The organism is Muricoccus pecuniae (assembly GCF_014199205.1).
GTDB lineage: Bacteria > Pseudomonadota > Alphaproteobacteria > Acetobacterales > Acetobacteraceae > Roseomonas > Roseomonas pecuniae.
The window spans coordinates 167,842-189,814 of record NZ_JACIJD010000008.1 but is presented as its reverse complement, the minus strand read 5'-3'; the positions used below and the strand labels follow the sequence as shown (position 1 = coordinate 189,814).

Annotated in this window: 21 protein-coding genes; 13 read left to right on the top strand and 8 right to left on the bottom strand. The window is 73.1% G+C overall.

Going from position 1 to position 21,973, the window contains the following annotated elements:
- Positions 1–51: 51 nt before the first annotated feature.
- The 7 genes from FHS87_RS10650 to FHS87_RS10620 form a co-directional block, all read right to left on the bottom strand.
- Positions 52–582 (bottom strand): hypothetical protein, encoded by a 531-nt coding sequence (locus tag FHS87_RS10650; RefSeq protein WP_184517539.1) that lies wholly within the window; start codon positions 580–582, stop codon positions 52–54.
- 129 nt (positions 583–711) lie between these two features.
- Positions 712–1,530: an ABC transporter permease gene (locus tag FHS87_RS10645; protein WP_184517536.1), complete on the bottom strand. Its 819-nt coding sequence runs from the start codon at positions 1,528–1,530 to the stop codon at positions 712–714.
- A 10-nt stretch (positions 1,531–1,540) separates the two neighbouring features.
- Positions 1,541–2,740 carry an ABC transporter substrate-binding protein gene (locus FHS87_RS10640; RefSeq protein ID WP_184517533.1) on the bottom strand — a complete coding sequence of 400 codons (1,200 nt, stop codon included), beginning with the start codon at positions 2,738–2,740 and terminating at the stop codon, positions 1,541–1,543.
- 39 nt (positions 2,741–2,779) lie between these two features.
- The gene (locus tag FHS87_RS10635; RefSeq protein ID WP_184517530.1) at positions 2,780–3,553 is read right to left on the bottom strand and encodes an ABC transporter ATP-binding protein; all 774 of its coding nucleotides are present in this window, start codon (positions 3,551–3,553) and stop codon (positions 2,780–2,782) included.
- A complete protein-coding gene (locus tag FHS87_RS10630) occupies positions 3,550–4,623 on the bottom strand; it encodes an acyl-CoA dehydrogenase family protein (protein WP_184517527.1) in 1,074 nt (357 codons plus the stop codon). Before FHS87_RS10630 ends, FHS87_RS10635 begins: the two co-directional genes overlap by 4 nt.
- 6 nt (positions 4,624–4,629) lie before the next feature.
- Positions 4,630–5,199, bottom strand: coding sequence for a carboxymuconolactone decarboxylase family protein (locus FHS87_RS10625; protein WP_184517524.1), 570 nt, complete (start codon positions 5,197–5,199; stop codon positions 4,630–4,632).
- Positions 5,200–5,572: 373 nt separating this feature from the next.
- Entirely contained in the window at positions 5,573–5,854 is a 282-nt protein-coding gene (locus tag FHS87_RS10620) for a TM2 domain-containing protein (protein WP_184517521.1), read from the bottom strand.
- An 821-nt stretch (positions 5,855–6,675) separates the two neighbouring features.
- Here FHS87_RS10620 and FHS87_RS10615 point away from each other — a divergent pair.
- From FHS87_RS10615 to FHS87_RS10555, 13 genes are all read left to right on the top strand, one after another.
- On the top strand, positions 6,676–7,104 hold the full coding sequence (locus FHS87_RS10615; protein ID WP_246418309.1) for a PadR family transcriptional regulator: 429 nt from the start codon (positions 6,676–6,678) through the stop codon (positions 7,102–7,104).
- A 109-nt stretch (positions 7,105–7,213) separates the two neighbouring features.
- The gene (locus FHS87_RS10610; RefSeq protein WP_184517515.1) at positions 7,214–9,082 is read left to right on the top strand and encodes an ATP-binding cassette domain-containing protein; all 1,869 of its coding nucleotides are present in this window, start codon (positions 7,214–7,216) and stop codon (positions 9,080–9,082) included.
- A 100-nt stretch (positions 9,083–9,182) separates the two neighbouring features.
- Positions 9,183–10,214, top strand: coding sequence for an ABC transporter substrate-binding protein (locus tag FHS87_RS10605; protein WP_184517512.1), 1,032 nt, complete (start codon positions 9,183–9,185; stop codon positions 10,212–10,214).
- Between the two features lie 2 nt (positions 10,215–10,216).
- Positions 10,217–11,614, top strand: coding sequence for an amidohydrolase family protein (locus tag FHS87_RS10600; protein ID WP_184517509.1), 1,398 nt, complete (start codon positions 10,217–10,219; stop codon positions 11,612–11,614).
- 13 nt (positions 11,615–11,627) lie between these two features.
- A complete protein-coding gene (locus tag FHS87_RS10595; protein ID WP_184517506.1) occupies positions 11,628–12,407 on the top strand; it encodes an ABC transporter ATP-binding protein in 780 nt (259 codons plus the stop codon).
- A complete protein-coding gene (locus FHS87_RS10590) occupies positions 12,404–13,153 on the top strand; it encodes an ABC transporter permease (protein WP_184517503.1) in 750 nt (249 codons plus the stop codon). Before FHS87_RS10595 ends, FHS87_RS10590 begins: the two co-directional genes overlap by 4 nt.
- Entirely contained in the window at positions 13,150–13,896 is a 747-nt protein-coding gene (locus FHS87_RS10585; protein WP_184517500.1) for an ABC transporter permease, read from the top strand. The genes FHS87_RS10590 and FHS87_RS10585 overlap by 4 nt, the downstream gene beginning before the upstream one ends.
- Positions 13,897–14,068: 172 nt before the next feature.
- Positions 14,069–15,838 carry an IlvD/Edd family dehydratase gene (locus tag FHS87_RS10580; RefSeq protein ID WP_184517497.1) on the top strand — a complete coding sequence of 590 codons (1,770 nt, stop codon included), beginning with the start codon at positions 14,069–14,071 and terminating at the stop codon, positions 15,836–15,838.
- Positions 15,839–15,841: 3 nt separating this feature from the next.
- Entirely contained in the window at positions 15,842–16,927 is a 1,086-nt protein-coding gene (locus tag FHS87_RS10575; RefSeq protein WP_184517494.1) for a LacI family DNA-binding transcriptional regulator, read from the top strand.
- Entirely contained in the window at positions 16,924–17,880 is a 957-nt protein-coding gene (locus FHS87_RS10570) for a sugar kinase (protein ID WP_184517491.1), read from the top strand. The genes FHS87_RS10575 and FHS87_RS10570 overlap by 4 nt, the downstream gene beginning before the upstream one ends.
- A complete protein-coding gene (eda, locus tag FHS87_RS10565; RefSeq protein ID WP_184517487.1) occupies positions 17,877–18,521 on the top strand; it encodes a bifunctional 4-hydroxy-2-oxoglutarate aldolase/2-dehydro-3-deoxy-phosphogluconate aldolase in 645 nt (214 codons plus the stop codon). Before FHS87_RS10570 ends, eda begins: the two co-directional genes overlap by 4 nt.
- Positions 18,521–19,711, top strand: a complete 1,191-nt coding sequence (uxuA, locus tag FHS87_RS10560) for a mannonate dehydratase (RefSeq protein WP_184517484.1) — start codon at positions 18,521–18,523, stop codon at positions 19,709–19,711. Before eda ends, uxuA begins: the two co-directional genes overlap by 1 nt.
- A gap of 137 nt (positions 19,712–19,848) precedes the next feature.
- Positions 19,849–20,865: a Bug family tripartite tricarboxylate transporter substrate binding protein gene (locus FHS87_RS10555; protein WP_184517481.1), complete on the top strand. Its 1,017-nt coding sequence runs from the start codon at positions 19,849–19,851 to the stop codon at positions 20,863–20,865.
- A gap of 48 nt (positions 20,866–20,913) precedes the next feature.
- Here FHS87_RS10555 and FHS87_RS10550 read toward each other — a convergent pair whose 3' ends face one another.
- Complete coding sequence (locus FHS87_RS10550; protein ID WP_184517479.1) at positions 20,914–21,894, bottom strand: S1C family serine protease; 981 nt, start codon at positions 21,892–21,894, stop codon at positions 20,914–20,916.
- Between the last annotated feature and the right edge of the window lie 79 nt (positions 21,895–21,973).

The following is a 21,973-nucleotide window of genomic DNA, read 5'->3' as shown; positions in this document are numbered from 1 at the left end:
ATTCGAATGACTTCACGGTGAAGGAATGATGACGGCTCCTGCACCGGGCGATCAGTGCGAGGCTGCGGAGCGTATCCTCTCCAGGTCGAGCAGCCCCTTCGCTCCCCAGCCACTCGCATCGGCCGGGACCTCCGGGCGGAAGCGCTCGTAGAGATGGAAGCCCACCCGGTTGAGCTCATCCGGCTCCAGGGAGAGGGCGAGGTCGCGCATGGCGGCCCTTACCTCCTCCAGCCGCGTCCCGAACGCCTTGGCGACATAGGCCCGCGGCGGCGCGGCCGGGGCGGGCCTGCCATCGCCCGCATCGGCGAGCACGACGCCGTCCTCGTCATGCGTTATCGGGATGTCCCGCCCGAGGAACCGGACCGTCTCGCGCTTGGCCGGAGGGGGCGCCTTGCCATGGTCGTGCTCCTCCTCGGCGATGCCGAGGCGGCGCGCCTTGGCCCTCGCCGCCGTCCCGGCGACGATGCTGGCGAGGCTCAGGGCCGTGTCCGGCGGGTGGCCCAGCCGTTCCGCGACGACCGCCGCCCAGAGGGTGAGGACGGGCGCCCGGTTCACCCGCACCGGCGCGCTGTTTCCAGCCATGATGTCTCTCCCCCGGCCGCTGTGTCCGTGCCGGGGAACGCGGGCCGGGCGCGGAGGTCACGGGACAGGCCCGCCCCGCGCGGCGATGGACCATCGCAACGGCCCCGGCGGGTCGCGGAAGGGCGCGGCCTAGCCGCCCCGCAGCCGGTGCAGCCCCTGCGCCGCGGCGTCGAGAAGGAAGCCGAGCAGGCCGATCAGCAGCACCACCGCCATCAGCTCCGAATAGGCCATGCGGTCCCGCGCATCGAGGATCATGTAGCCGAGCCCGGCGGAGACGCCGAGCATCTCGCAGGGCACCAGCACGATCCAGACGATGCCGATAGCGAGGCGCAGCCCCGTCAGCATCGGGCCGAGGATGCCGGGCAGGACCACGCGCCAGAGCGTCTCGAACCGCGTCGCGGCCAGGCTGCGGGAGAGCTGGAGCCAGCGGGGATCGAGCCCGCGCACCCCGGCCGCCGTGTTCAGCATGATCGGCCAGACGGCGGCGAAGGCGAGGAGGAAGAGGATGGGCTGGTCGCCCACGCCGAAGACCATCACCGCCAGCGGCATCCAGGACAGGGGCGAGATCATCCGCAGGAACTGGAAGGCCGGCGTGGTGGCGGCCTCCAGCAGGCGCAGCCTCCCGATCGCGAGGCCCAGCGGGACGCCGACCAGCAGCCCCAGGGCGAGGCCGGACAGGACGCGGCGCAGGCTCGCCCAGACATGCAGAGGGAGGTCGGGCTCGGCGAGCAGCGCCGCGAGGCTGGCCAGCGCCCCGCCGGGGGAGAAGCGGCGCGCCATGCTCCCGGCCGGGGCGAGCAGGTCCGTCCCCGTCCACCAGGCCGCCAGGATGGCGAGAATCCCCGCCAGCCCGAGCAGGACCCGCCCCGGGGCGGAGCCCGCGCGGGGGCGGCGGGGAAGGCGGGCGGCGGGGCGCGCCTCCCGGCCGGCAAGGGCGTGGTCGGACATGGCGGCGCGGCTAGATCGCGATCGTCTCGGTGCGGGTCCAGCCGGCGGGGATGCCGAAGGCCGAGGGACCGCCCACCGCCTCGACCGCCCGGCGCACGAACCGGTCGTCCACCAGCTCCCGCGCCGCCGCGGCGGGGTCCAACGCGTCGAGGAAGGCGCGGTCGCCCTCCATCAGCGTGCCCTTCAGGCGCCGCACGAGCTCCTCCGTGTAGGAGGGGAAGGGATAGGGCTGGAAGTCGATGCGGCGGTTGCTCCAATCCGCGTGGCGGATGGCGCCGGAGGCGAGATAGGCGGCGCGGTCCGTCCCGGCCGGGGAGAGCACCTTCTCCAACACCGGCAGCGGGTGCGGCGTGTAGCGGTTCGCGCCCTCCCGCGAGAGGAGGCGGGCGGTCTCGGCGCGGTGGTCGCGGGTCCAGAGCTGCGCCTTGACCAGCGCGTTCACCACCTTCTGCGACCAGTCCGGCCGAGAGGCCAGGTCGCGCTCGTTCATCAGCACGACGCAGCAGGCATGGTCGCGCCAGACATCGCCGGTGAAGCGCAGCACCTTGCCCACCCCTTGCGCCTCGGCCGCGGCGTTGAAGGGCTCGGCCACGATGTAGCCGGCGATGCGCTTGGCCGCGAGCGCCGGCACCATGTCGGAGGGCGCCATGACGACGAGGTTCACCTCGTTCGCCGCGGGCGAGCCGCTGCGCCGCGTGACGGGCGTGAGGCCGGCGCCCTGCAGCATCATGCCGAGCACGACGTTGTGGATGGAGTACCAGAAGGGCACCGCCACCGTCCGGCCGCCGAGATCGGCCATGCCGTTGATCTCGGGCGCGACGGTGAGGGCGGAGCCGTCCATGTGGTTCCAGGCCACCACCTTCGCCGGGGCCTTGCTGCCGAAGCGCGCCCAGACGGCCATGGGGGAGAGGACGTGCACCACGTCCACCTGCCCCGCGAGGAAGGCCTCGATCAGCTGGGCCCAGGAGCGGAGGAGGGTGGGCTTCTCCGCCCGGATGCCCTCGGCCTCGAACAGCCCGTTGTTGTGGGCCACCAGCAGCGGCGTGGCATCGGTGATGGGCAGGTAGCCGATCCGCAGCGGCGCGTCGGGCGAGGCGCCAGTCGCTTGGGCGCGGGCGGCGCCGGCGCGCAGCAGCGGCGCGGCGCCGGCCGCGGTGAACAGGCCCGCGAGCCGCACGGCGTCGCGCCGGGAGAAGATCTCGGTGGCCATGGCGTTCCTCGTCAACGGCTTCGGGTCAATGGCATCGGGTCAGTGGCGCTGGCGGATGGCGGCGCGCAGGGTCCGCAGGATCTCGACGCGGAGGCCGCCCATCTCCGCGACCATCTCGTCGCGCGGGCGGGGCAGGTCGATGCTCCACTCGCCCATCACCCCGGCCGGCGCGCCGCCGAGCAGCAGCACGCGGTCGGCGAGGAGAAGGGCCTCGTCGATGTCGTGGGTGATGAGAAGCGTGGCCGTGCGGAAGCGCGGGACGAGGCGCAGCAGCAGGTGCTGCATCTCCTCCCGCGTCACCTCGTCCAGCGCGCCGAAGGGCTCGTCCAGCAGCAGCACCTCCGGCTCGCGCGCGAGGCAGCGGGCGAGGGCGGCGCGCTGCGCCATGCCGCCCGAGAGGGCGGAGGGCGGCTGGTGCCGCGCCCTCTCCAACCCCACAGCGGCGATGGCGGCATCCACCCGGGCCCGCCGCAGATCGGCGCCCAGCCGGGGCTGGTGGCGGAAGTCCAGCCCGAAGGCGACGTTCCGCTCCAGCGTGAGCCAGGGCAGGAGGGAGGGGTCCTGGAAGGCGATGGCAACGCGCGGATGCACGGAGGTGAGGGGCGCGCCGTGCATCGTCACGCGGCCGGCGCTCGGCCTCTCCAGCCCCGCCAGCACACGCAGCAGGCTGGACTTCCCCACCCCGCTCGGGCCGAGCACGGCGACGATCTCGCCGGGATGCAGCTCGAGGTCGAGCCCCGCCAGGACCGGCCGCTCCGCGCCGGGATGGCGGAGGTCCAGGCCCTCGGCCCGCAGCGAGGGGACGCCGCTCATGCGGCGCGCGCGGCCTGTCCGGCGAGGGCGGCGCGGAGCTGGACGAGGCTGGGCGTGATCACCGGGATGAAGGCGGCCTCGCGCCAGCGGCGGGCGAAGCCCTCGCCGGGGCCGGTGAGATAGGCACGGCCGCCGGAAGCCTGCAGCTCCAGCCCCGAGGCCTCGGCGACGATCCCGGCCAGGGCGATGCGGATGCGGAAGAGGGAAGGGGCGTCGGCGGCGAAGCGCCCGTCCCGCAGGCCCTCCCGCAGGGCGCGCTCCCGCGCGGCCAGCCCCGCCCGCAGCTCCGCCACGGGCTCGCGCAGCACGTGGCGCGCGGCGCCCCCGCAGAGCGCCGCCTCCGCCAGGGCGCGGCGCGCCAACCCGATGGACATGCCGCATTGCAGCCCGAGGAAGGCCGGCCGCACCTGGGGCAGCCACTGCCTGGCCGAGGGATGAAGCACGCTCTCGGGCCCGACCTCCACGCCCTCGATCTCGATCGCGGCGGTGGAGGTGCCGCGCATCGCCATGAGGTCGAGATCCTCCGAACGGCGGAGCCCCGGCACGTCGTGCGGCAGGGCGACGCAGAAGGGCTCGCCCCCGGCGGGCGCGACGGCGGCCGCGACGTGGAAGCCCTGCGCCCGCAGGTTCGTCACCCAGGGCAGCCGCCCGTCGAGGACATGGCCGGCTTCCCCGGGCCGGGCCGTGATGCCGATCTCCTCGAGCCCGGAAAGCGCCTTCATGGCGTTGGACATGCCGGTGGCGCCGGCCACCTCCCCGGCGAGGAGGGCGGGGAGGAGGCGCTCCCGCAGGGACCCGTTCGGGCTCTGCAGGAGGTACTCGATGAAGGTGCGCTGCCCCCAGGCCACGAAGCCCGCGGCGAGGGAGCGCTCCGAAACCGCGGCGATGCCTTCTACGGCGTCGGTGACGCCACCGCCCGCCCCGCCGAGCGCCTGCGGCACCCCGGCGCGGAACAGCCCGGCCTCGCCCAGGCGCGGCAGCACCGAGGCGGGATCGGCCGTGCCGGCATCGAGCGCCGTGGCGGAGGCGTCGAGCCAGTCGTGGAGCGCGGGGTCGAGGGCAGTGGCCATGGCGGTTCAGGCCGCGTGCCGGGCCGGGGCTTCCCAGCGGAACTGCGCCAGCTCCGGGTTCAGCTCGGGCTGGCCCAGATTGTTCGCGAAGTTGCAGAGGGTGGCGAGCGAGACGCCGAGCACCACCTCCAGCGCGTTCGCGTCGGTGAAGCCCGCAGCGCGGAAGGCCGCGAGCTCGGCTTCCTGAACCCCGCCGCGCGAGGCGATCACCGCGGAGGTGAAGGCGGCCACCGCGGCGAGACGCGGATCGGCGGGCGCCTCCACGCCGCGCAGCGCGCCGACGGTGGCCTCGTCCATCCCCGCCTTCTTCGTGGCGATGGCGGTGTGGCCGGCCACGCAGAAGCCGCAGCCATGGGTCGCGGCGGCGGTGATCTGCACGGCCTCGCGCTCAGCAAGCGTCAGCCCGGCGCGGGCATTGATGCCGGAGACGACCTGATAGGCCTCCAGCGCCGTCGGCGCATTGGCCAGGAGCCGCACGAGGTTCGGCAGGAAGCCGTTGTTCTTCTGGGCGGCGAGGAGGCGGTCGCGGGCCTCCTGGGGCGCGTCCTCGGGCGTACGAAGGGGTAGGCGGGCCATGTCCTAGCGTCCTGTCCGTGATCGTGGCGCCTTCTTCCCGGGCGCGACGGACGCAGCTCGGGCGAGGCAGTTCCTGGCAGGGGCGATCTATAGCCGAGAACAACGACCAGCAAGCGGAAAAACCGTAATTACACGATCGGAGGCGTTCCGTGCTGCGGATTGCCTGGCTGGCGAGGCTGGACCGGTGTCGTCGAAAGTGTTGCCGACGGACGGAAAACGGGCGGATCGGAGCCCAAAGAGCGGGCTCACATTGTACGATAAGCATGTGTGCTTTTTCGGCGGAAGGCCGGCGTGGCCGGCCTGACCACGCGCTTCCCGGGTGCCCTGTCCCACTATCTCTGCGGCGCTCGGCCCGACCTCCGGGCCCGTCCGGTCAGGCCGTAGCCGGTGCGGCCACGCCGTCGAGCCCGCGCGCCATTTCCGGAATCAGGATCAGGTCCGAGAGCGCCCAGACCGTCGTGGTGACCAGCCCGAGAAGGCCGGGATCGGTGGTGACCAGCGGCAGGGAGAGCAGCGTCGTCGCCCCCATGCCGACCGCGCTGAGCCTGTGCCCGAGGTAGAGCCGGTGAAGGCCGCAGAGCCCGCCCACGAGCCACAGCCCGTAGGCAACCGGCACCGAGCGGGTGCGAGAGACGGAGAGAAGGGAGGCGGTCATGAATCTGGCTTCCGTTTTGCCCGGCTATCGGGCGGCCCCGGGGACATCATCGGGCCTCAACTGGAAGTTGTAAAGTTTCCGTGAGTTGTGTGCTGTCGAGTCGGCCGACCGGCGGCGGATCCTGTTGCTGAAACGATTCGGTCCGACCGGAGCGCTTTGTTGCGCCGAATTTCTCTTGATCCTGCAACCCTGGCGGGTGCATAGAATGAAATCACGAAGTCGTGATAACGGGCGCCAGCCGTCGCCCTCTTTGTGGACAGATTTCCGTGAGCCCTGCGGATCCCTTCCCCCTTCTCTCCCTGGCGACACTCCACCAACCACTCGGGCCAGTCGAGCGTCGTTCGACCGCCCGCGCCTCCGCATCGCAGGCAAGTCGGGACTGCCTAGGCACTCGTGGCGATACCTCACCGGCTCGCCTTCGGGGGGCAGGCTGATGTCGCGCTGGAACAGCCTGGCCCAGCGAGGCGGCCGGTCCCGCAAGGTGATCTCGCTACTCCGCGCCTGGTTCTCGCGTGACGGCTACCGCCCGGAGCGCCACTACATGAGAGGGGGCAGGTCGGCCTGATACCGGCCCTCACCGCAAGGCTTCACGAGCAGGTGATATAGATCTCGGCATGTCTGAACTGAGATAGATCGCGATCTATATCGGTTGCATGAGTCATGATCGCGGAGGCGGCCGGGGCCGCCCCGCTGCCTGCTGTCCCGAGGCCGCCGACCGGCGGCACGGCAGGTACCCCCGGCACCGCTGCCATCATCCCGAGCACGGAAGCCGGGGCCGGCATGGCGGACGCTATGGCAGGCGGCTCTTCGACGATGGCGAGTTGCGCCTCGTCGTTCTCGCCGTGCTCGCGGAACAGCCGCGGCACGGCTACGGATCAATCAAGGCGATCGGCGAGCGCCGGGGCGGGAGCTACAGCCCGAGCCCCGGCGTTATCTATCCGACCCCCTCCTGGTTTGAAGCCATGGGCTACGCCGTGATCGAGGCCGAGGAGGCAGGCCGCAAACGCTACCGCCTCACCCCGGAGGGCGAGGGCTTCCTCGCCGCGAACCGCCAGACCGTCGACGCCCTCTTCTCCCGCAGCGGCGGCGGCGAGGGGCGTGAGGGCGTGCCGGCGCCGGTGACCCGGGGCATGGAAAACCTGAAGCTCGCCCCACGCCTGCGCCTCCGGCGCGGCCCGCTCGATGCGGATGCGGCCGAGAGCATCGCGGCAGCCCTCGACGCCGCGGCCCAGGCCGTGGAGCGGAGCTGATGGGGGCTGTCGAGCGCGGGATGCGGGGGCTGGCCGCCTACGCCCGGCTCGGCATGCCGAGCGGCCTCGTGCCGGTCGGGGCGTCGCGAGAACCGGGCCGGTCCCGCCCATGAGGCCTCCTCAGCCCGCGCCCGACGGGGCAACGGGCGACGGCGCCTCGCCGTCATCGGACGCGGGGAACAGCATCCCGGAGGGCGCAAGGCGCCGCCATTTCCGCGATGCCTGGGCCCAGCTCCGGCAGGGCCCCTGGCGCGACATCTCCCCCGCCGGCCGGCGGCGCTTGGTGCTGGTCGCCGCCCTCGTCGCGCTGGGCGCGGCGCTGCAGGGCTTCGCGCCCCTGGCCTTAACCTCGGCTGTGGACGGGCTCGCGGCCGGGCAGGCGACCGGGGCGGCGCTCGCCGCGGCGGCCTATGCCGCCATGGCCGGCCTCTCCCGCGCGCTGCGGCAGGGCGTGTCGCTCATCCATGGCGAGGTCGCGCGCGGGCTCGAGCGCGATCTCTACCGCGGCTCCTACGCCCATGCGATCGCCTTGCCGCACAGCCTGCATCTCGGGCGCCGGGCGGGGGAGTTGGCGCGGACCGTGACGGACGGCGTACGGGGCTGGCGCCGCATGCTGGACGCCGTCGTCCTCACCGGGCTGCCCTTCCTCGTAGAGATGGGCACGGTCGCCACGGTGCTCGCGGTCGCGGCCGTGCCGCCCACCCTCGCTGGCGTCTTGCTCCTCTTCGTGCTCGCCTATGGTTGGGCCTTCCATCGCGGGATCCTCGGGCAGCGCGAGGGCTTCCGCGCCGCCGCCCGGGCCGATGCCGAGGCGCAGGGCGTCGCGGCGGACGCGCTGGCGAACCAGGAGACCGTGAAGCTCTTCGCCCGCGAGCCGCTGGTCGGGCAGCGGATCGGGGAGGCCTTCACCCGCGGGGGGACGGCGTGGCAGGCCTATAACCGGGCGGTGGCGCGGAACGGGCTGGCTCTCTCGGCCATCTTCGCCCTCGCGCTCGGCGCCACCCTCCTGCTCGCCGTGCGCGAGGTGGCGGCGGGGCGCATGACCCCCGGCGGCTTCGTGCTGGTGAACGCCTATGTGCTGCAGGTCGTCGGGCCGGTCGAGCGCCTGGGGGGCATGGCGCGGGAGATGGTCCAGGGCCTCGACCTCACGGCGAGGCTGCGCGAATTGATGGACGAGCCGGACGAGCTGGCCCTCTCCCCCGGCGGGCGGGACCTGCCCGGCAGCGGCCCGCTCGCCGTCCGGATCGAGGGTCTCCGCTTCGGCTACGATCCCCGCCGGCCGGTCCTGCGCGGCGTCGATCTCGACATCCCGGCCGGGCGGAGCCTCGCCGTGGTGGGCCGCTCCGGCTCCGGCAAGTCCACCCTGGCCCGCCTGCTCTGCGGCCTCTACCGGCCCGATGGCGGCACGATCCGGATGGACGGCGTAGCCGTCGCTGATCTCTCCCTGGCCGCGCTGCGCGAGGCGGTGGCGGTGGTGCCGCAGGACACCGTGCTGTTCCACGACACCCTCCGCGCCAACCTCCTCTTCGCCCGGCCCGGGGCGGGAGAGGAGGAGATGCTGCGCGCCGCGCGCCTCGCCGGGCTGGAGGGCGTCGTGGCCACCCTGCCGGATGGCTGGGAGACGGTGGTAGGCGAGCGCGGGCTGCGCCTCTCCGGCGGCGAGAAGCAACGCGTGGCGATCGCGCGCGCCGTGCTCAAGCGGCCGAGGCTCCTCCTGCTGGACGAGGCGACCTCCTCCCTCGACACCCGGACCGAGCGGGCGATCCAGTCCGGGCTGGAGGCCGCCGCCCGCGGTGTGACCACCCTCGTCATCGCGCACCGGCTCTCGACGGTGCGGGACGCCGACGAGATCGCGGTGATGGAGGAGGGGCGGATCGTCGAGCGAGGCCGGCACGGGGCGCTGCTCGCCGCCGGCGGGGCCTATGCCGCGCTGTGGCGGGCGCAGGAGGTGGAGAGCCCGGCCGGGGCGGGCGGGTGATGGGGGGCCTCCCCCTGACGCCGCTGCCGGAGGCCCCCTTGAAACTCTGGCCCGCTCCATGCTTGGTCACGCCCGTCCTGATTCCCGGGTTCCCCGCACCATGCTCCCTGACCGCCGCCGCCTGCTGGCCGCCATCGCCACCACCGGCCTGACCGCGCCCTTGATCCTCCGGGGCGCCGCCGCCCAGGGGACAGCGCAAGGCCTGGCCAAGACCCGCCTCCAGCTCGGCTGGATTCCCAACGTCCAGTATGCCGGCGAGTGGGTCGCGCTGGAGAAGGGCCTGTTCCGTAAGCACGGGGTGGAGCTGGAATGGGCACCGGGCGGGCCGAACGCGCCGGCCGCCCCGGTGGTGCTGGCCGCCGGCCGCGCCGATCTCGGCTATACCAGCTGGTTCCCCTTCCTCGACGCGGTGACGCGCGGCAACGACTTCGTCATGGTCGGCGTGGTCTTCCCCAAGAGCCCGCTCGGGATCGTCTCCCTCGCCAAGAAGCCGATCCGCCGGCCGCAGGACCTCGTCGGCGCCCGCATCCTCGCCCAGGGCGCGCCGGAGAAGACGGCGATCGACGCCACCCTCGCCATCGCCGGCCTGCCGGTGCAGTGGACGCAGGTGCCGGCCGGCTTCTCCCCGGAGCCGCTGCTGAGCGGGCAGGGCGACGGCTACACCGCCTTCAGCACGAACCAGGTCATCACGCTCGAGAACATGGGGCTCGTGCGGGACAAGGACTTCTTCTTCGCCAGCTTCGACGAGCTGGGCTTCCGCACCTACGGCTCCGTCCTCGCCGCGCCGCGCGCCTATGTGGAGCGGAACCGCCCCGCCGTGGTCGGCTACCTCCGCGGCCTGATCGGGGGCATGCAGGAGAACGAGCGCGACCCCTCCCTCGCGCCGCGGCTGGCGGTGCAGCGCTACGGCGTGGACTTCGGCCTCGACCTCAAGCAGCAGACCCGCCAGAACGCGCTCCAGATCCCGCTCACCCATTACGACGAGCCGGGCCGGCCGCTCCTCTCCCTCGACCGCGCGCTGATGGCGGGCGTGATGTATGACGGGGCGCGCGCGGCGGGGCGGACCAACCTGCCCGATGTCGACCGCATCGCCGACTTCTCCCTCGTGGCCGAGGCGCATCAGGGGCTGTGACGATGGAACTGCCCCAGGGCGGCGCGGACATCCTTGTCCGCGGCTGCGATGTCGTGACCATGGATGATGCGGGCACGGTGCTGAAGGACGGCGCCGTGGCAATCGCGGGCGGGCGCATCGCCTGGATCGGCCCGGCGGGCGAGGCCGAGGGCATCCGGGCATCGACGGTGCTCGATGGCCGCGACCGCATCGCCATGCCCGGCATGATCGACGGCCATGTCCACACCGCCCAGCAGCTGCTGCGCGGCAAGCTGCCGGAGATGAGCCGCAAGGCGCCGCTGCGGAACCCGCCCTGGAAGAACTACTACATCCCCTTCGAGGGGCTGCTGGAGCCCGAGGACGTCCATCTCAGCGGCCTCGTCACCTATGCCAACATGCTCCTCTGCGGCACGACCTGCTTCGCCGAGGCCGGCGGCCCGCATCCGGACGAGATGGCGCGGGCGGCGGAGGAGATCGGCATCCGCGGCTTCGTCGCCCTCTCGACCGTGGACCAGAACACGGCCTTCGCGGGCCGCGCCGTGCCCGGCTCCATGCTGATGACGACCGAGCAGGCGCATGACCGCAACCTCGCGCTCGTCCGCCGCTGGAAGGGCGCGGACCGCCGGGTGCAGGCCTGGATGTCCATGCGGCAGATCATCGTCTGCACGCCCGAGCTGATCCGGGGGCTCACGGATTCCGCCAGGCAGGAGGGGGTGCGGATCCACACCCACCTCGGCGAGGGCACCTACGAGGTGGACTACGCGCTGGAGAATTTCGGCCGGCGCCCGACCGAGTATCTGGACCAGCTCGGCGCGCTGGGGCCGCATCTCCACTGCGCGCATTCCGTCACCCTCTCGGCGGAGGAGGTGGACCTCTATGTTGAGCACGGGCTGACGGCCTGCCACTGCGCCTGGGGCAATTACGGCCTCGGCGTGCCGCGGCTGCAGGAGATGTGGCGGCGCGGCGTGCCGATCGGCCTTGGCACGGACGGCGCGGCGGGCGCGGCCACGATGGACATCTTCCAAGTGGCCCATGCCGCCCGCGTCGGCCAGGCCGCGCAGATCGGGCATCCTTATCACCAGCGCGTGCCGATGAGCGCGGAGGAGCTGCTGAAGATCGCCACGCGCGGCGGCGCCCGCTCGCTCGGGATGGGTGACGAGCTGGGCAGCCTCGAAGTCGGCAAGCGTGCCGACATGATCCTCGTCCAGACCACCGATCCCGACCAGATGGGCGCGACCGACCCGCTCTTCATCGCCTCCTCCTGCATCGTCGGGCGGGACGTGCAGGACGTGATCGTCGACGGCGCGCTGGTGGTGAAGGACCGCCGCCTGCTGACGGTGGACCTCGAGGAGATCCGCGCCCGGCTGAAGCAGCGGCGCCCGGAGATCATGGCCCGCTTCGACGCGGCGGTAACTGCCTGATGGGGACCGCCTGATGGACGCGCAGCCGGCAATCGCCGTCGAGGGCGTCACCAAGCGCTTCAGGCTGGAGGGCGGGCGGGAGTTCACCGCGCTCGACGACGTCTCCCTCTCCCTCGCCGAAGGCGAGTTCGTCACGCTGCTTGGCCCCAGCGGATGCGGCAAGAGCACCATCCTGCGCCTCGTCGCGGCACTGGAGGAGCCCAGCGCGGGGCGTGTGGCCGTGGAGGGACGGCCGCCCGCCGAGCTGTCCCGCCAGCACCGGCTCGGCGTGGCCTTCCAGGACCACGCCCTGCTCCCATGGCTCGACGTGGCCTCGAACATCGCGCTCCCCTTCAAGGTGGCGGGGATGCGCGTGGATGCGGAGCGCGTGGCGGGGCTCATCCGCCTCGTCGGCCTCTCGGGCTTCGAGAAGGCGCGGCCGAGGCAGCTCTCCGGCGGGATGCGGCAGCGCGTGGCGATCGCGCGCGCCCTCGTGCTGAAGCCCGACGTGCTCCTGCTCGACGAGCCCTTCGGCGCGCTCGACGCGGTGACGCGCCGTGGGATGAACATCGAGCTGCAGCGCATCTGGACGGAGCAGCGCACCACGACGCTGCTGGTCACCCACGATGTCGGCGAGGCGCTGTTCCTCTCCGACAGGATCGTGGTGCTGAGCGGGCGCCCGGGGCGCGTGGTGCGGGTGGTGGACGTTCCCTTCGAGCGGCCCCGCCATCCCTCCATCATGCGCTCCGACCTGTTCCACGGGATGTCGGACGACCTGACGGAAGCGCTCCACCCGCCGGCGGAGCTGCCATGACGGAGCAGCGCAAGGCCCTCCTCCTCGGCTCGCTCGGCATCCTCGGCTTCCTCGCCCTGTGGGAGGCCGTGGGGCAGGGACGCTGGCTCGGGCTGAGCTGGCCGCCCCTCAGCGCCGTGCTCGCCCTGCTCGCGGACGAGAACCGGCAGCCGCTCTTCGCCCGCGCGCTGGGCGCGACGCTCTCCTCCCTCGGCACCGGCTACGCCATCGGCTGGGCGGCGGGGATCGGCGCCGCCGTCCTCGCCCATCTCGTCGCGCCGCTGCGCGAGGGGCTGGAGCGCACCAACGCCTTCATCCACGCCGTCCCCTCCGTCGCCCTCGCGCCGCTGCTGATCCTGCTCGTCGGGCGGGAGGGGACGCCGGCCACGCTGGCGGCGCTGAACACCTTCTTCATCCTCTACGTCTCCACCGCCTCGGGGCTCGGCGCCACGCAGCCCGCGCTGCGCGACCTCGTGCAGGTCCTCGGCGGCAGCCGCTGGACGCGCTTCATCCGGCTGGACCTTCCCCTCTCCCTGCCGACCGTCGTCAGCGGCATGCGCCTCGCGGCGCCGAGCGCGCTGATCGGCGTGATCATCGGCGAGTGGTTCGGCGCCCCGCGCGGCCTGGGCGTGCTGGTGATCAACGCGATGCAGAACTTCCAGATCCCGCTTCTCTGGAGCGCGGTGCTCCTGGCGGTGATGGTCTCGCTCAGCCTCTTCGCCATCCTGGGCGCGCTGCATCGCGGCGTCGTGGCGCGGCTGCGATGAGCGCCGTCCTCCGCGCGCTCCGGGCGTCCTGGGGCATCCTCGCGATCCTGCTCTTCTGGCAGATCTGGGTCGGGCTGAGCGGGGTGAACAGCATCGTGCTCCCCGGCCCCGCGGCGATCCTGCGCAGCCTCGCCGACGCGCCGGGCCTCTATCTCTCCAGCACGGCGCAGACGCTCGCGCTCGCAGCACTGGGGCTGGTGCTCGGGCTGCTGCTGGGGGCCGGCCTCGCCGTGCTCACCTGGTTCTCCTCCCTGCTGGCCGGGCTTCTCACGCCGCTCGGGATCATCTTCGCCTCGGTGCCCGTCGTCGCGCTGATCCCGGTGCTCGCGCGCATCTTCGGCTACGACATGCGGACGGTGCTGGCGATCGTCGTCATCATCTCCTTCTTCCCCTCCTTCGTCTTCACCGGCGCGGGGCTGCGCGCCCTGCCGCCCGGCAGCGCCGACCTGTTCCGCGTGCTCGGCGCCTCCACCTGGCGGCGGCTGACCCTGCTGGCCCTCCCGGCGGCGGTGCCCGACATGTCCGTGGCGCTGCGGCTGGCCGCGGCGAACAGCATCCTGGCCGCGATGGTCGCGGAGTTCCTGATGGGCACGAGCGGGCTCGGCTACCTCTTCGCGGCGGCCCGCAGCGACTTCGACATGGAGAAGGCGCTGGCCGCGAGCGCCATCGCGACGGTCATCTCCGTCACCTCCTTCCTGCTCGCCTCCCGCGTCGAGAACTGGGCCGCGCGCAACTGGCGCTGAGGGGAGCGCGCGTTCTCCCCCGCAATCGAGTCCGCGTCACAGTTCCGCGTCCTGCCGGCGCGCAGCATTGACCCCCGCGAGGGCGCGGGCCTAGAACCGGCTATTGGATCGATCCAAGTGGTCGGCCAGAAGAAGGACGGGCCGCCAAGGCCTCAGGAGGGTGGGAGGCCCGATGGTCAAGCTGCGCAGCCAGGCCTGGTTCGACGATCCGGATGATCCGGACATGACGGCGCTCTATCTCGAGCGCTACCTCAACTTCGGCCTGACGCGCGCCGAGCTGCAATCCGGGCGCCCGATCATCGGCATCGCCCAGACCGGCAGCGACCTCGCGCCCTGCAACCGTCACCACCTCGCGCTGGCCGAGCGGGTGAAGGCGGGCATCCGAGACGGCGGCGGCATCCCGCTCGAATTTCCCTGCCATCCGATCCAGGAGACGGGCAAGCGCCCGACCGCCGCGCTCGACCGCAACCTCGCCTATCTCTCCCTCGTCGAGGTTCTGTACGGCTACCCGCTCGACGGCGTGGTGCTGACCACGGGCTGCGACAAGACCACGCCCGCCTTGCTGATGGGGGCGGCGACGGTGAACATCCCGGCCATCGTGCTCTCCGGCGGGCCGATGCTGGATGGGCACTACAAGGGCCGGCTCGCCGGCAGCGGCACGATCATCTGGGAGTCGCGCCGGCGCCTCGCCGCCGGCGAGATCGACTACGAGGAGTTCATGCGGATCGCCGCCGCCTCCGCGCCCAGCGTCGGTCACTGCAACACCATGGGCACGGCGCTGTCGATGAACTGCCTCGCCGAGGCGCTCGGCATGAGCCTGCCCAACTGCGCCTCCATCCCCGCGCCCTATCGCGAGCGCGGGCAGATGGCCTACGACACCGGGCTGCGCATCGTGCACATGGTCCATGAGGACCTGACGCCGCTCAAGGTGATGACGAAGCCGGCCTTCGAGAACGCCATCATGGTGGCCTCCGCGCTCGGCGCCTCTACGAACTGCCCGCCGCATCTCATCGCCATCGCGCGCCACGCGGGCGTGGACCTCTCGCTGGACGACTGGCAGCGCGTCGGCCACCCGCTGCCGCTGCTGGTGAACTGCCAGCCCGCCGGCGCCTATCTCGGCGAGGCCTTCCACCGGGCGGGCGGCGTGCCGGCGGTGATGCGGGAGCTGCTGGATGCCGGCCTGCTGCACGGCGAGCCCGTCGGCGTCAGCGGCCGCTCGATGGCCGAGGTGCTGGCCCCGATCGAGGTGGCGGACCGCGACGTCATCCGCTCCTTCGACGCGCCGCTGATGCCCGAGGCGGGGATGCTCGTCCTGCGGGGCAACCTCTTCGACACCGGCGTGATGAAGACGAGCGTGATCTCGAAGGAGTTCCACGCGCGCTATCTCTCGAACCCCGAGGACCCCGACGCCTTCGAGGGGCGCGCGATCGTCTTCGAGGGGCCGGAGGACTACCACGCGCGCATCAACGATCCCGCCCTGGCGATCGACGAGTACTGCGTCCTCTTCATCCGCGGCTGCGGTCCCGTGGGCTATCCCGGCTCGGCGGAGGTGGTGAACATGCAGCCGCCTGACGAGCTGATCCGCCGCGGCGTCACGGCGCTGCCCTGCATCGGCGACGGGCGGCAGAGCGGCACCTCGGCCAGCCCCTCCATCCTCAACGCCTCGCCCGAGGCGGCGGTGGGCGGCGGCCTCGCCCTGCTCCGCACCGGCGACCGCGTGCGCTTCGACCTGCGCCAGCGGCGCGTGGACGTGCTGCTGCCCGAGGAGGAGTTGGCGGCGCGCCGGGCGGCGCTGAAGCCCTTCGTCCCGAAGAACCAGACGCCGTGGCAGCAGCTCTACCGGGAGCGGGTGGGCCAGCTCTCGGACGGCGCCTGCCTCGACTTCTCCACCTCCTACCAGGACGTGGCGCACACGGCCGGCCTGCCCCGGCACTCGCACTAGCCCATGGCCGGCCCCGCCCCGCCGCCCCGGCTGACGCTGCGCGACGTCGCGGCGCGGGCCGGCGTCTCGCGCGCCACGGCCTCCCTAGTGCTGCGTGAGAGCCCCGTGGTCGCGGCGGAGACGCGGGCGCGGGTGCGGGCGGCGGTGGACGCGCTGGGCTACACCTACAACCGGGGCGCGGCGATGCTGCGCGCCGGGCGCAGCCACACGATCGGGCTCATCGTCACCGACATCACCAACCCCTTCTTCGGGGAGATGGCGCTGGGCGTGGACGCGGCGATGGACGCGGCGAGCTACGTCTCCTTCCTCGTCAGCACCGGGGAGGAGCTGGAGCGGCAGGAACGCTTCCTCCAGCGCATGCGGGAGCAGGGCGTGGACGGCGTGGTGCTCTGCCCCGCCCATGGCACCCCGCCCTCCCTCATCCGCCGGCTGCGCGAATGGGGGATGCCCGTGGTGCAGGCGCTGCGCCACGTGCCGGAAGAGGCGGGCGGGGACCGTGCGCTGTCCGACAACGCCGCGGCGCTGCGCCTGGTGGTGGATCATCTCGTCGGGCTCGGCCATCGCCGGATCGCCTATCTCGGCCACGACCTCGACACCTCCGTCAGCCGTGACCGGCGGGCCGGCTTCACCCGCGCGATGCGCGCCCATGGGCTCGACCCCGGTCCGGCGATCGCGATCCCCGTCTCCCGCCGTGCCGGGGCCGAGGCGATCGGCGCGCTGCTGGACGGCCCCTCCCGCCCGACGGCCGTGGCCTGCTTCAACGACCTCCTGGCCCTCGGTGCCATGCTCGGCCTGGAGCGGCGCGGGATGCGGGTCGGGCCCGACATGGCCGTGACGGGGGTGGACGACCTCGCGGAGGCCTCGCTCTGCGAGCCCGGGCTGACCACCGTCTCCACCCTGCCGCGCCGCGTGGGCGAGGAGGCTGGGCGCCTCCTGCTGCGCCGGATGGCCGAGCCCGGCCGCCCGCCGGAGGAGGTGGTCCTGCCGGCGCGGCTCGTGGTGCGCGCTTCCTGCGGCGCGGCCCGCGGCACGGCCCCGTCCGGGAGCATGGCCAAGGCCGGCCCGGTCGCCGCGGGGGCCGCAGCATGACCGTGGCCATCAGGCGCCTCGCCTGTCTAGGCGAGTGCATGATCGAGCTGCGGGAGCGGCCGGACGGGCTGCTCGCGCGCGGCTTCGGGGGGGACACGCTGAACACGGCGGTCTACCTCGCCCGCCTCGGCGTGGCCGTGGACTACGTCACCGCCCTCGGCGACGACCCGCACAGCGAGGAGATGCTGCGCGCCTGGGAAGGGGAGGGGGTGGGCACGGGCCATGTGGCGCGCGTGCCCGGGGCGGTTCCCGGCCTCTATCTCATCCAGACCGACCCGCGCGGCGAGCGCCGCTTCTCCTACTGGCGGGACAGCGCGCCCGTGCGGCGCCTCTTCGACCTGCCGGGCACGCCCGATATCGAGGCGGCGCTGGCGGCGGCGGACCCGCTCTACCTCTCCGGCATCACCCTCTCCCTCTTCCCCGGCGCGGCGCGGGAGCGGCTCTTCGTGGCGCTGGAGGCCGCGCGCGCGCGGGGCAGCCGCGTGGTGTTCGACAGCAACTTCCGCCCTCGGGGCTGGCCCGACCGGGAGGAGGCCCGCGCCGCCTATGCGCGCGCTCTCGCGCTCAGCCACACCGTGCTGGCCGGGGTGGAGGATTTCGAACTGCTGGAAGGGGAGGGCTCCCCGGAGGCGCTGATCGGCCGGCTGCGCGCCGCCGGGGTGGCGGAGGCCGTGGTGAAGCTCGCCGAGCCCGGCGCCATCGCGGTGACGCCCGAGCGGGCCGTCGCCGTCCCTGTCACCGAGCACGTCACCCCGGTGGACACGACGGCGGCCGGGGACAGCTTCGCGGCCGCCTATCTCGCCGCGCGCCTCTCCGGTGCCGCGCCCGAGGCGGCGGTGCTCGCCGGGCACCGGCTGGCCGGCATCGTCGTCCGCCATCCCGGCGCGATCATCCCGCGAGAGGCCATGCCGGCCAACCTCACGCCATCCCCGCCCGCCCCGGAGACGCCATGAGCGAGAACAACCCGACCGCCGCTCTCCTGCGCGCCGCGCGCATCGTGCCGGTGCTGACGATCCACGATGCCGCCTCGGCCGTGCCGCTCGCCCGCGCGCTCGTCGCGGGCGGCGTCCGCACGCTGGAGGTGACGCTGCGCACGGAGGCCGGCGCCCGTGCTGCCGAGGCGATCCTGGCGGAGGTGCCGGAGGCGGTCGTCGGCCTCGGCACCGTCCTCACCGCCAGGGATCTCGACCTCGCCCGGCGGATCGGCGCGACCTTCGCCTTCTCCCCAGGGGCCACGCCCGAGCTGCTGGACGCCGCCGCGGCGGCCGGCATTCCCTTCGTGCCCGGCATCGCCACGGCCTCCGAGCTGATGGCGGCGATGGCGCGCGGCTTCTCCACGGTGAAGCTCTTCCCCGCCGCCCAGCTCGGCGGGATCGGCGCCCTCAAGGCGCTGGGCGCGCCCTTCCCGGAGGCACGCTTCTGCCCGACCGGCGGCATCGGGGAGAAGGAGGCGCCGGACTACCTCGCCCTGTCCAACGTGGTCGCCGTGGGCGGTTCCTGGCTCGTGCCGGCGGCCGAGCTGAAGGCGGGGGACTGGGCCGCCATCGAGGGGCGCGCGCGGCGGTCCATGGCTTCCGTGGGAGGGCCCGGCTGATGCTCGAGACCTGGCGCTGGTTCGGCCCGGACGATCCCGTCACCCTCGCCCATGTGCGGCAGGCCGGCGCCTCGGGCGTGGTCAGCGCGCTGCACCACCTCAACCAGGGCCGCGCCTGGCCGGCCGAGGAGGTGGAGAAGCGCAAGGCCGAGATCGAGGCCGCGGGGCTCGTCTGGTCCGTGGTGGAGAGCGTCGCCGTCGCGGAGGATATCAAGACCCGCACCGGCGACTTTCGCGCGCTGGTAGAGGCCTACAAGAGCTCCATCCGCGCCGTCGCCCGCGCCGGGGTAGGGGTCATCTGCTACAACTTCATGGCGGTGACGGACTGGACGCGGACGGAGCTGAACTGGCCGCTGCCGAACGGCGGGACCGCGCTGCGCTTCGACTGGACCGACCTCGCGGCCTACGACCTCTTCGTGCTGCGCCGCCCCGGCGCCGAGGGCGACCATCCGCCCGCGCGCATCGCCGCCGCCGAGGCCCGTTTCCGCTCCATGTCGGAGGGGGATATCGACCGGCTGGAGCGCGTGCTGATCGATTGGCTGCCGGCGCGCGAGTTCGTCTACGACCGCGCGGGCTTCCAGCGCATGCTCGACATCTACCGCGACGTCGGCACGGAGGGGATGCGCGCCAACCTCGTGGAGTTCATCCGAGAGGTCGCGCCGGTCGCCGCCGAGGAGGGCGCGCGCCTCTGCATCCACCCCGACGATCCCGCCTTCCCGATCTTCGGCCTGCCGCGCGTGATGTCCACGGCGGATGATGCGCGCGCGCTGCTCGACGCGGTGCCGGAACCGGCGAACGGCCTCACCCTCTGCAGCGGCGCCTTCGGCAGCAACCCGGCGAACGACCTCCCCGCGATGGCGAGGGAGTTCGGGCCGCGCATCCACTTCGCGCATCTCCGCAACGTGCTGATCGAGCCCGACGGTTCCTTCCACGAGGCGGATCATCTCGATGGCAGCACCGACATGCTCGCCCTCGTCGCCGAGCTGATGCGGGAGGAGGACCGGCGCCGGGCCGAGGGGCGCGAGGACGCGGTGATCCCGATGCGGCCCGACCACGGCCATCTGCTCGTGGACGATATCGGCAAGCGGGTGAACCCCGGCTACTCGTGCATCGGCCGCCTCAAGGGGCTGGCCGAGCTGCGCGGCGTCATGCGGACGGTCCGTGCCTTCCGCGAGGGGGCGTTGAGCTAGACGGCGCCGGCGCCGCGGGGGCGCCGTGCCGCGACATGAAGCGCCCGCTCCCCGCCGGTGACGAGGATGCCCCGGGGCTTCCCGGCCATCGGCAGGAGCGCCGCGACGATCGCAAGCCTAATTGGAGGATGAAGAGAATGGCAGACGAACGAGACCGCAACCACCCGATCCCGCGGCGCACGGCCCTTGCCGTGGTGCTGGGCACCGGCGCGCTCGCCGCGCCTTTCGTGGCGCGCGCGCAGGGCGCCTGGCCGAGCCGCCCGGTCACGCTCGTCGTCGGCTTCCCGCCCGGCGGGCAGACCGACTTCGCCGCGCGCATCCTCCAGCAGGGGCTCTCCATCGCGCTCGGCCAGCCCGTGGTGATCGACAACCGCGGCGGCGCGGGCGGCAATCTCGGCACGGATCTCGTGCTGCGGGCGCGGCCGGACGGCTACACGCTGCTCGTCGGCAACGCCAACCCGCTCACGATCAACCCGCACACCTTCCAGAACATGACGATCGATCCGCTCAAGCTGACCTCGATCGGACTGATGCTGCAATCCTCCCTCATCCTCTGCGTCCACCCCTCCGTGCCGGCGCGGACGCCGGAGGAGTTCGCGGCCTGGGCCCGGTCGCAGAGCAACGGGCAGGGCATCAACTACGGCTCCGGCAGCGCGGGCAGCCTCACCCATGTCGCGATGGAGCTGTTCAAGAACAGCATCGGCAACCCGCCGATGGAGCACGTGCCCTATCGCGGCAGCGGCCCCGCGCTGCAGGACTTCATCGTCAACCGCTTCAGCGCGATGTTCGACGCCGCCTCGGTCATGGCGCCCTTCATCCGCGCCGGGCAGGTCCGCCCGATGCTGACCACGGGGCGCGAGCGCATCCCCGCCTTCCCCGACATCCCGACGGCGACCGAGCTCGGCCTGCGGGACTTCGCCTTCAACGCCTGGATCGGTCTCTTCGGCCCGCCCGGCCTCCCCGCCGAGATCGTGCAGAAGGCGAATGCGGCGGTGAACGCCGCCGTCCAGGACGCGACGGTGCGCGAGCGCATCACGAGCCAGGGCGACGAGCCCGGCGGCGGCACGTCCGAGGAGCTGAACGCCACCCTGCACGGCGACCACAAGCGCTGGGGCGAGGTGGTCAGGGCGAACAACATCCGCGCCGACGCGTGATGGCCGGGCCGGGGGCCACCGCGCCCCCGGCCCTTCCCGCCGTAATGGTCAGTGCAGCGGCGCGGATTTCAGGAAGCGCTGCCGGTCGCCGGAGGTGACGCTCACCTCGAAGCGGTCGCCCTCGCGCTCGACGGTGAGGGGGACATCCACCCCGGCGGGGCCGAGCGCCCAGACCGCGCGGAAGAACCCCGCGAGGTCGGAGACCGGCTGGTCCCCGACGGCGAGGACCGCATCGCCCTTCCGCAGCCCTGCCCGCGCCGCCGGGCTGCGCGGCGTCGCGCCGAGGAGGACCACCCCGTCGTCATCCGCATGGACGGAGACGCCGAGCCAGGGGCGGGCCGGGCGGGCCGGGCGGCCGAGGGTCAGCATCTCGTCGAGGATCGGCTTCAGCAGGTCGATCGGCACGCTCATGTTGAGCACGCGGACGCGCCCGTCCCCGGGATCGTGGCCGAGCTGGATCGAGCCGATCCCGATGAGGCTGCCATCCGGCCCGATCACCGCCGCGCCGCCCCAGAGGGGATGGGCGGGGGAGGTGTAGATCGCGCTGTCCAGCAGGTACTCCCAGTAGCCCGTGAACTCCTGGCGCGAGACGATCTGCCCGGCCAGCGCGCCGGCCCGGCCGCCAGCCCCGGCGAAGACGACCGACTGCCCCGGCTCCGCCGCGCCGGACACCCCGAGGGAGAGCGCGGGCAAGCCGGTCCGCCCGAGGGCCTGGACGAGGCCGAAGCCCGTCTCCTGGTCGTAGCCGACGACATGGGCCGGCACGACCCGCCCCTCCCCGGTGGTGAGCCAGATCTCATCGGCCTCGGTGATGAGGTAGCCGATGGTCAGGAACAGCCCGTCCTCCCGGATCAGCACCGCATTGCCCGCGCGCTCCGTCCCGAGCGTGCCGGCGGTGAAGGCGTCCTCCGGCACGCGGGCGCGCAGGGTGACGACCGCGCGAAGGGCCTGGTCGAGGTCGTAGGCAAGCTTCTCCGGCCGGGGCCGCATCGCCTCGGGCACCAGCCCATCCTCCTCCGTTCTCGCCATCGGTCACTCTCCCTCGTCGCCTGTCTCTAGATCGGTGCTTCCGGCGCGGCGCAACACCCCCGCGCGGTTCGGGCGGGCG

Bases quoted from the DNA above. Each gene is read 5' to 3' on its own strand.
- FHS87_RS10635 (WP_184517530.1), bottom strand. From the start codon at position 3,553: ATGAGCGGCGTCCCCTCGCTGCGGGCCGAGGGCCTGGACCTCCGCCAT.
- FHS87_RS10610 (WP_184517515.1), top strand. From the start codon at position 7,214: ATGAGGCCTCCTCAGCCCGCGCCCGACGGGGCAACGGGCGACGGCGCC.
- FHS87_RS10620 (WP_184517521.1), bottom strand. From the start codon at position 5,854: ATGACCGCCTCCCTTCTCTCCGTCTCTCGCACCCGCTCGGTGCCGGTT.
- FHS87_RS10575 (WP_184517494.1), top strand. From the start codon at position 15,842: ATGGCCGGCCCCGCCCCGCCGCCCCGGCTGACGCTGCGCGACGTCGCG.
- FHS87_RS10595 (WP_184517506.1), top strand. From the start codon at position 11,628: ATGGACGCGCAGCCGGCAATCGCCGTCGAGGGCGTCACCAAGCGCTTC.
- FHS87_RS10580 (WP_184517497.1), top strand. From the start codon at position 14,069: ATGGTCAAGCTGCGCAGCCAGGCCTGGTTCGACGATCCGGATGATCCG.
- FHS87_RS10600 (WP_184517509.1), top strand. From the start codon at position 10,217: ATGGAACTGCCCCAGGGCGGCGCGGACATCCTTGTCCGCGGCTGCGAT.
- uxuA (WP_184517484.1), top strand. From the start codon at position 18,521: ATGCTCGAGACCTGGCGCTGGTTCGGCCCGGACGATCCCGTCACCCTC.
- FHS87_RS10630 (WP_184517527.1), bottom strand. From the start codon at position 4,623: ATGGCCACTGCCCTCGACCCCGCGCTCCACGACTGGCTCGACGCCTCC.
- FHS87_RS10605 (WP_184517512.1), top strand. From the start codon at position 9,183: ATGCTCCCTGACCGCCGCCGCCTGCTGGCCGCCATCGCCACCACCGGC.
- FHS87_RS10650 (WP_184517539.1), bottom strand. From the start codon at position 582: ATGGCTGGAAACAGCGCGCCGGTGCGGGTGAACCGGGCGCCCGTCCTC.
- FHS87_RS10555 (WP_184517481.1), top strand. From the start codon at position 19,849: ATGGCAGACGAACGAGACCGCAACCACCCGATCCCGCGGCGCACGGCC.
- FHS87_RS10585 (WP_184517500.1), top strand. From the start codon at position 13,150: ATGAGCGCCGTCCTCCGCGCGCTCCGGGCGTCCTGGGGCATCCTCGCG.
- FHS87_RS10590 (WP_184517503.1), top strand. From the start codon at position 12,404: ATGACGGAGCAGCGCAAGGCCCTCCTCCTCGGCTCGCTCGGCATCCTC.
- FHS87_RS10645 (WP_184517536.1), bottom strand. From the start codon at position 1,530: ATGTCCGACCACGCCCTTGCCGGCCGGGAGGCGCGCCCCGCCGCCCGC.
- FHS87_RS10640 (WP_184517533.1), bottom strand. From the start codon at position 2,740: ATGGCCACCGAGATCTTCTCCCGGCGCGACGCCGTGCGGCTCGCGGGC.
- FHS87_RS10570 (WP_184517491.1), top strand. From the start codon at position 16,924: ATGACCGTGGCCATCAGGCGCCTCGCCTGTCTAGGCGAGTGCATGATC.
- eda (WP_184517487.1), top strand. From the start codon at position 17,877: ATGAGCGAGAACAACCCGACCGCCGCTCTCCTGCGCGCCGCGCGCATC.
- FHS87_RS10625 (WP_184517524.1), bottom strand. From the start codon at position 5,199: ATGGCCCGCCTACCCCTTCGTACGCCCGAGGACGCGCCCCAGGAGGCC.
- FHS87_RS10550 (WP_184517479.1), bottom strand. From the start codon at position 21,894: ATGGCGAGAACGGAGGAGGATGGGCTGGTGCCCGAGGCGATGCGGCCC.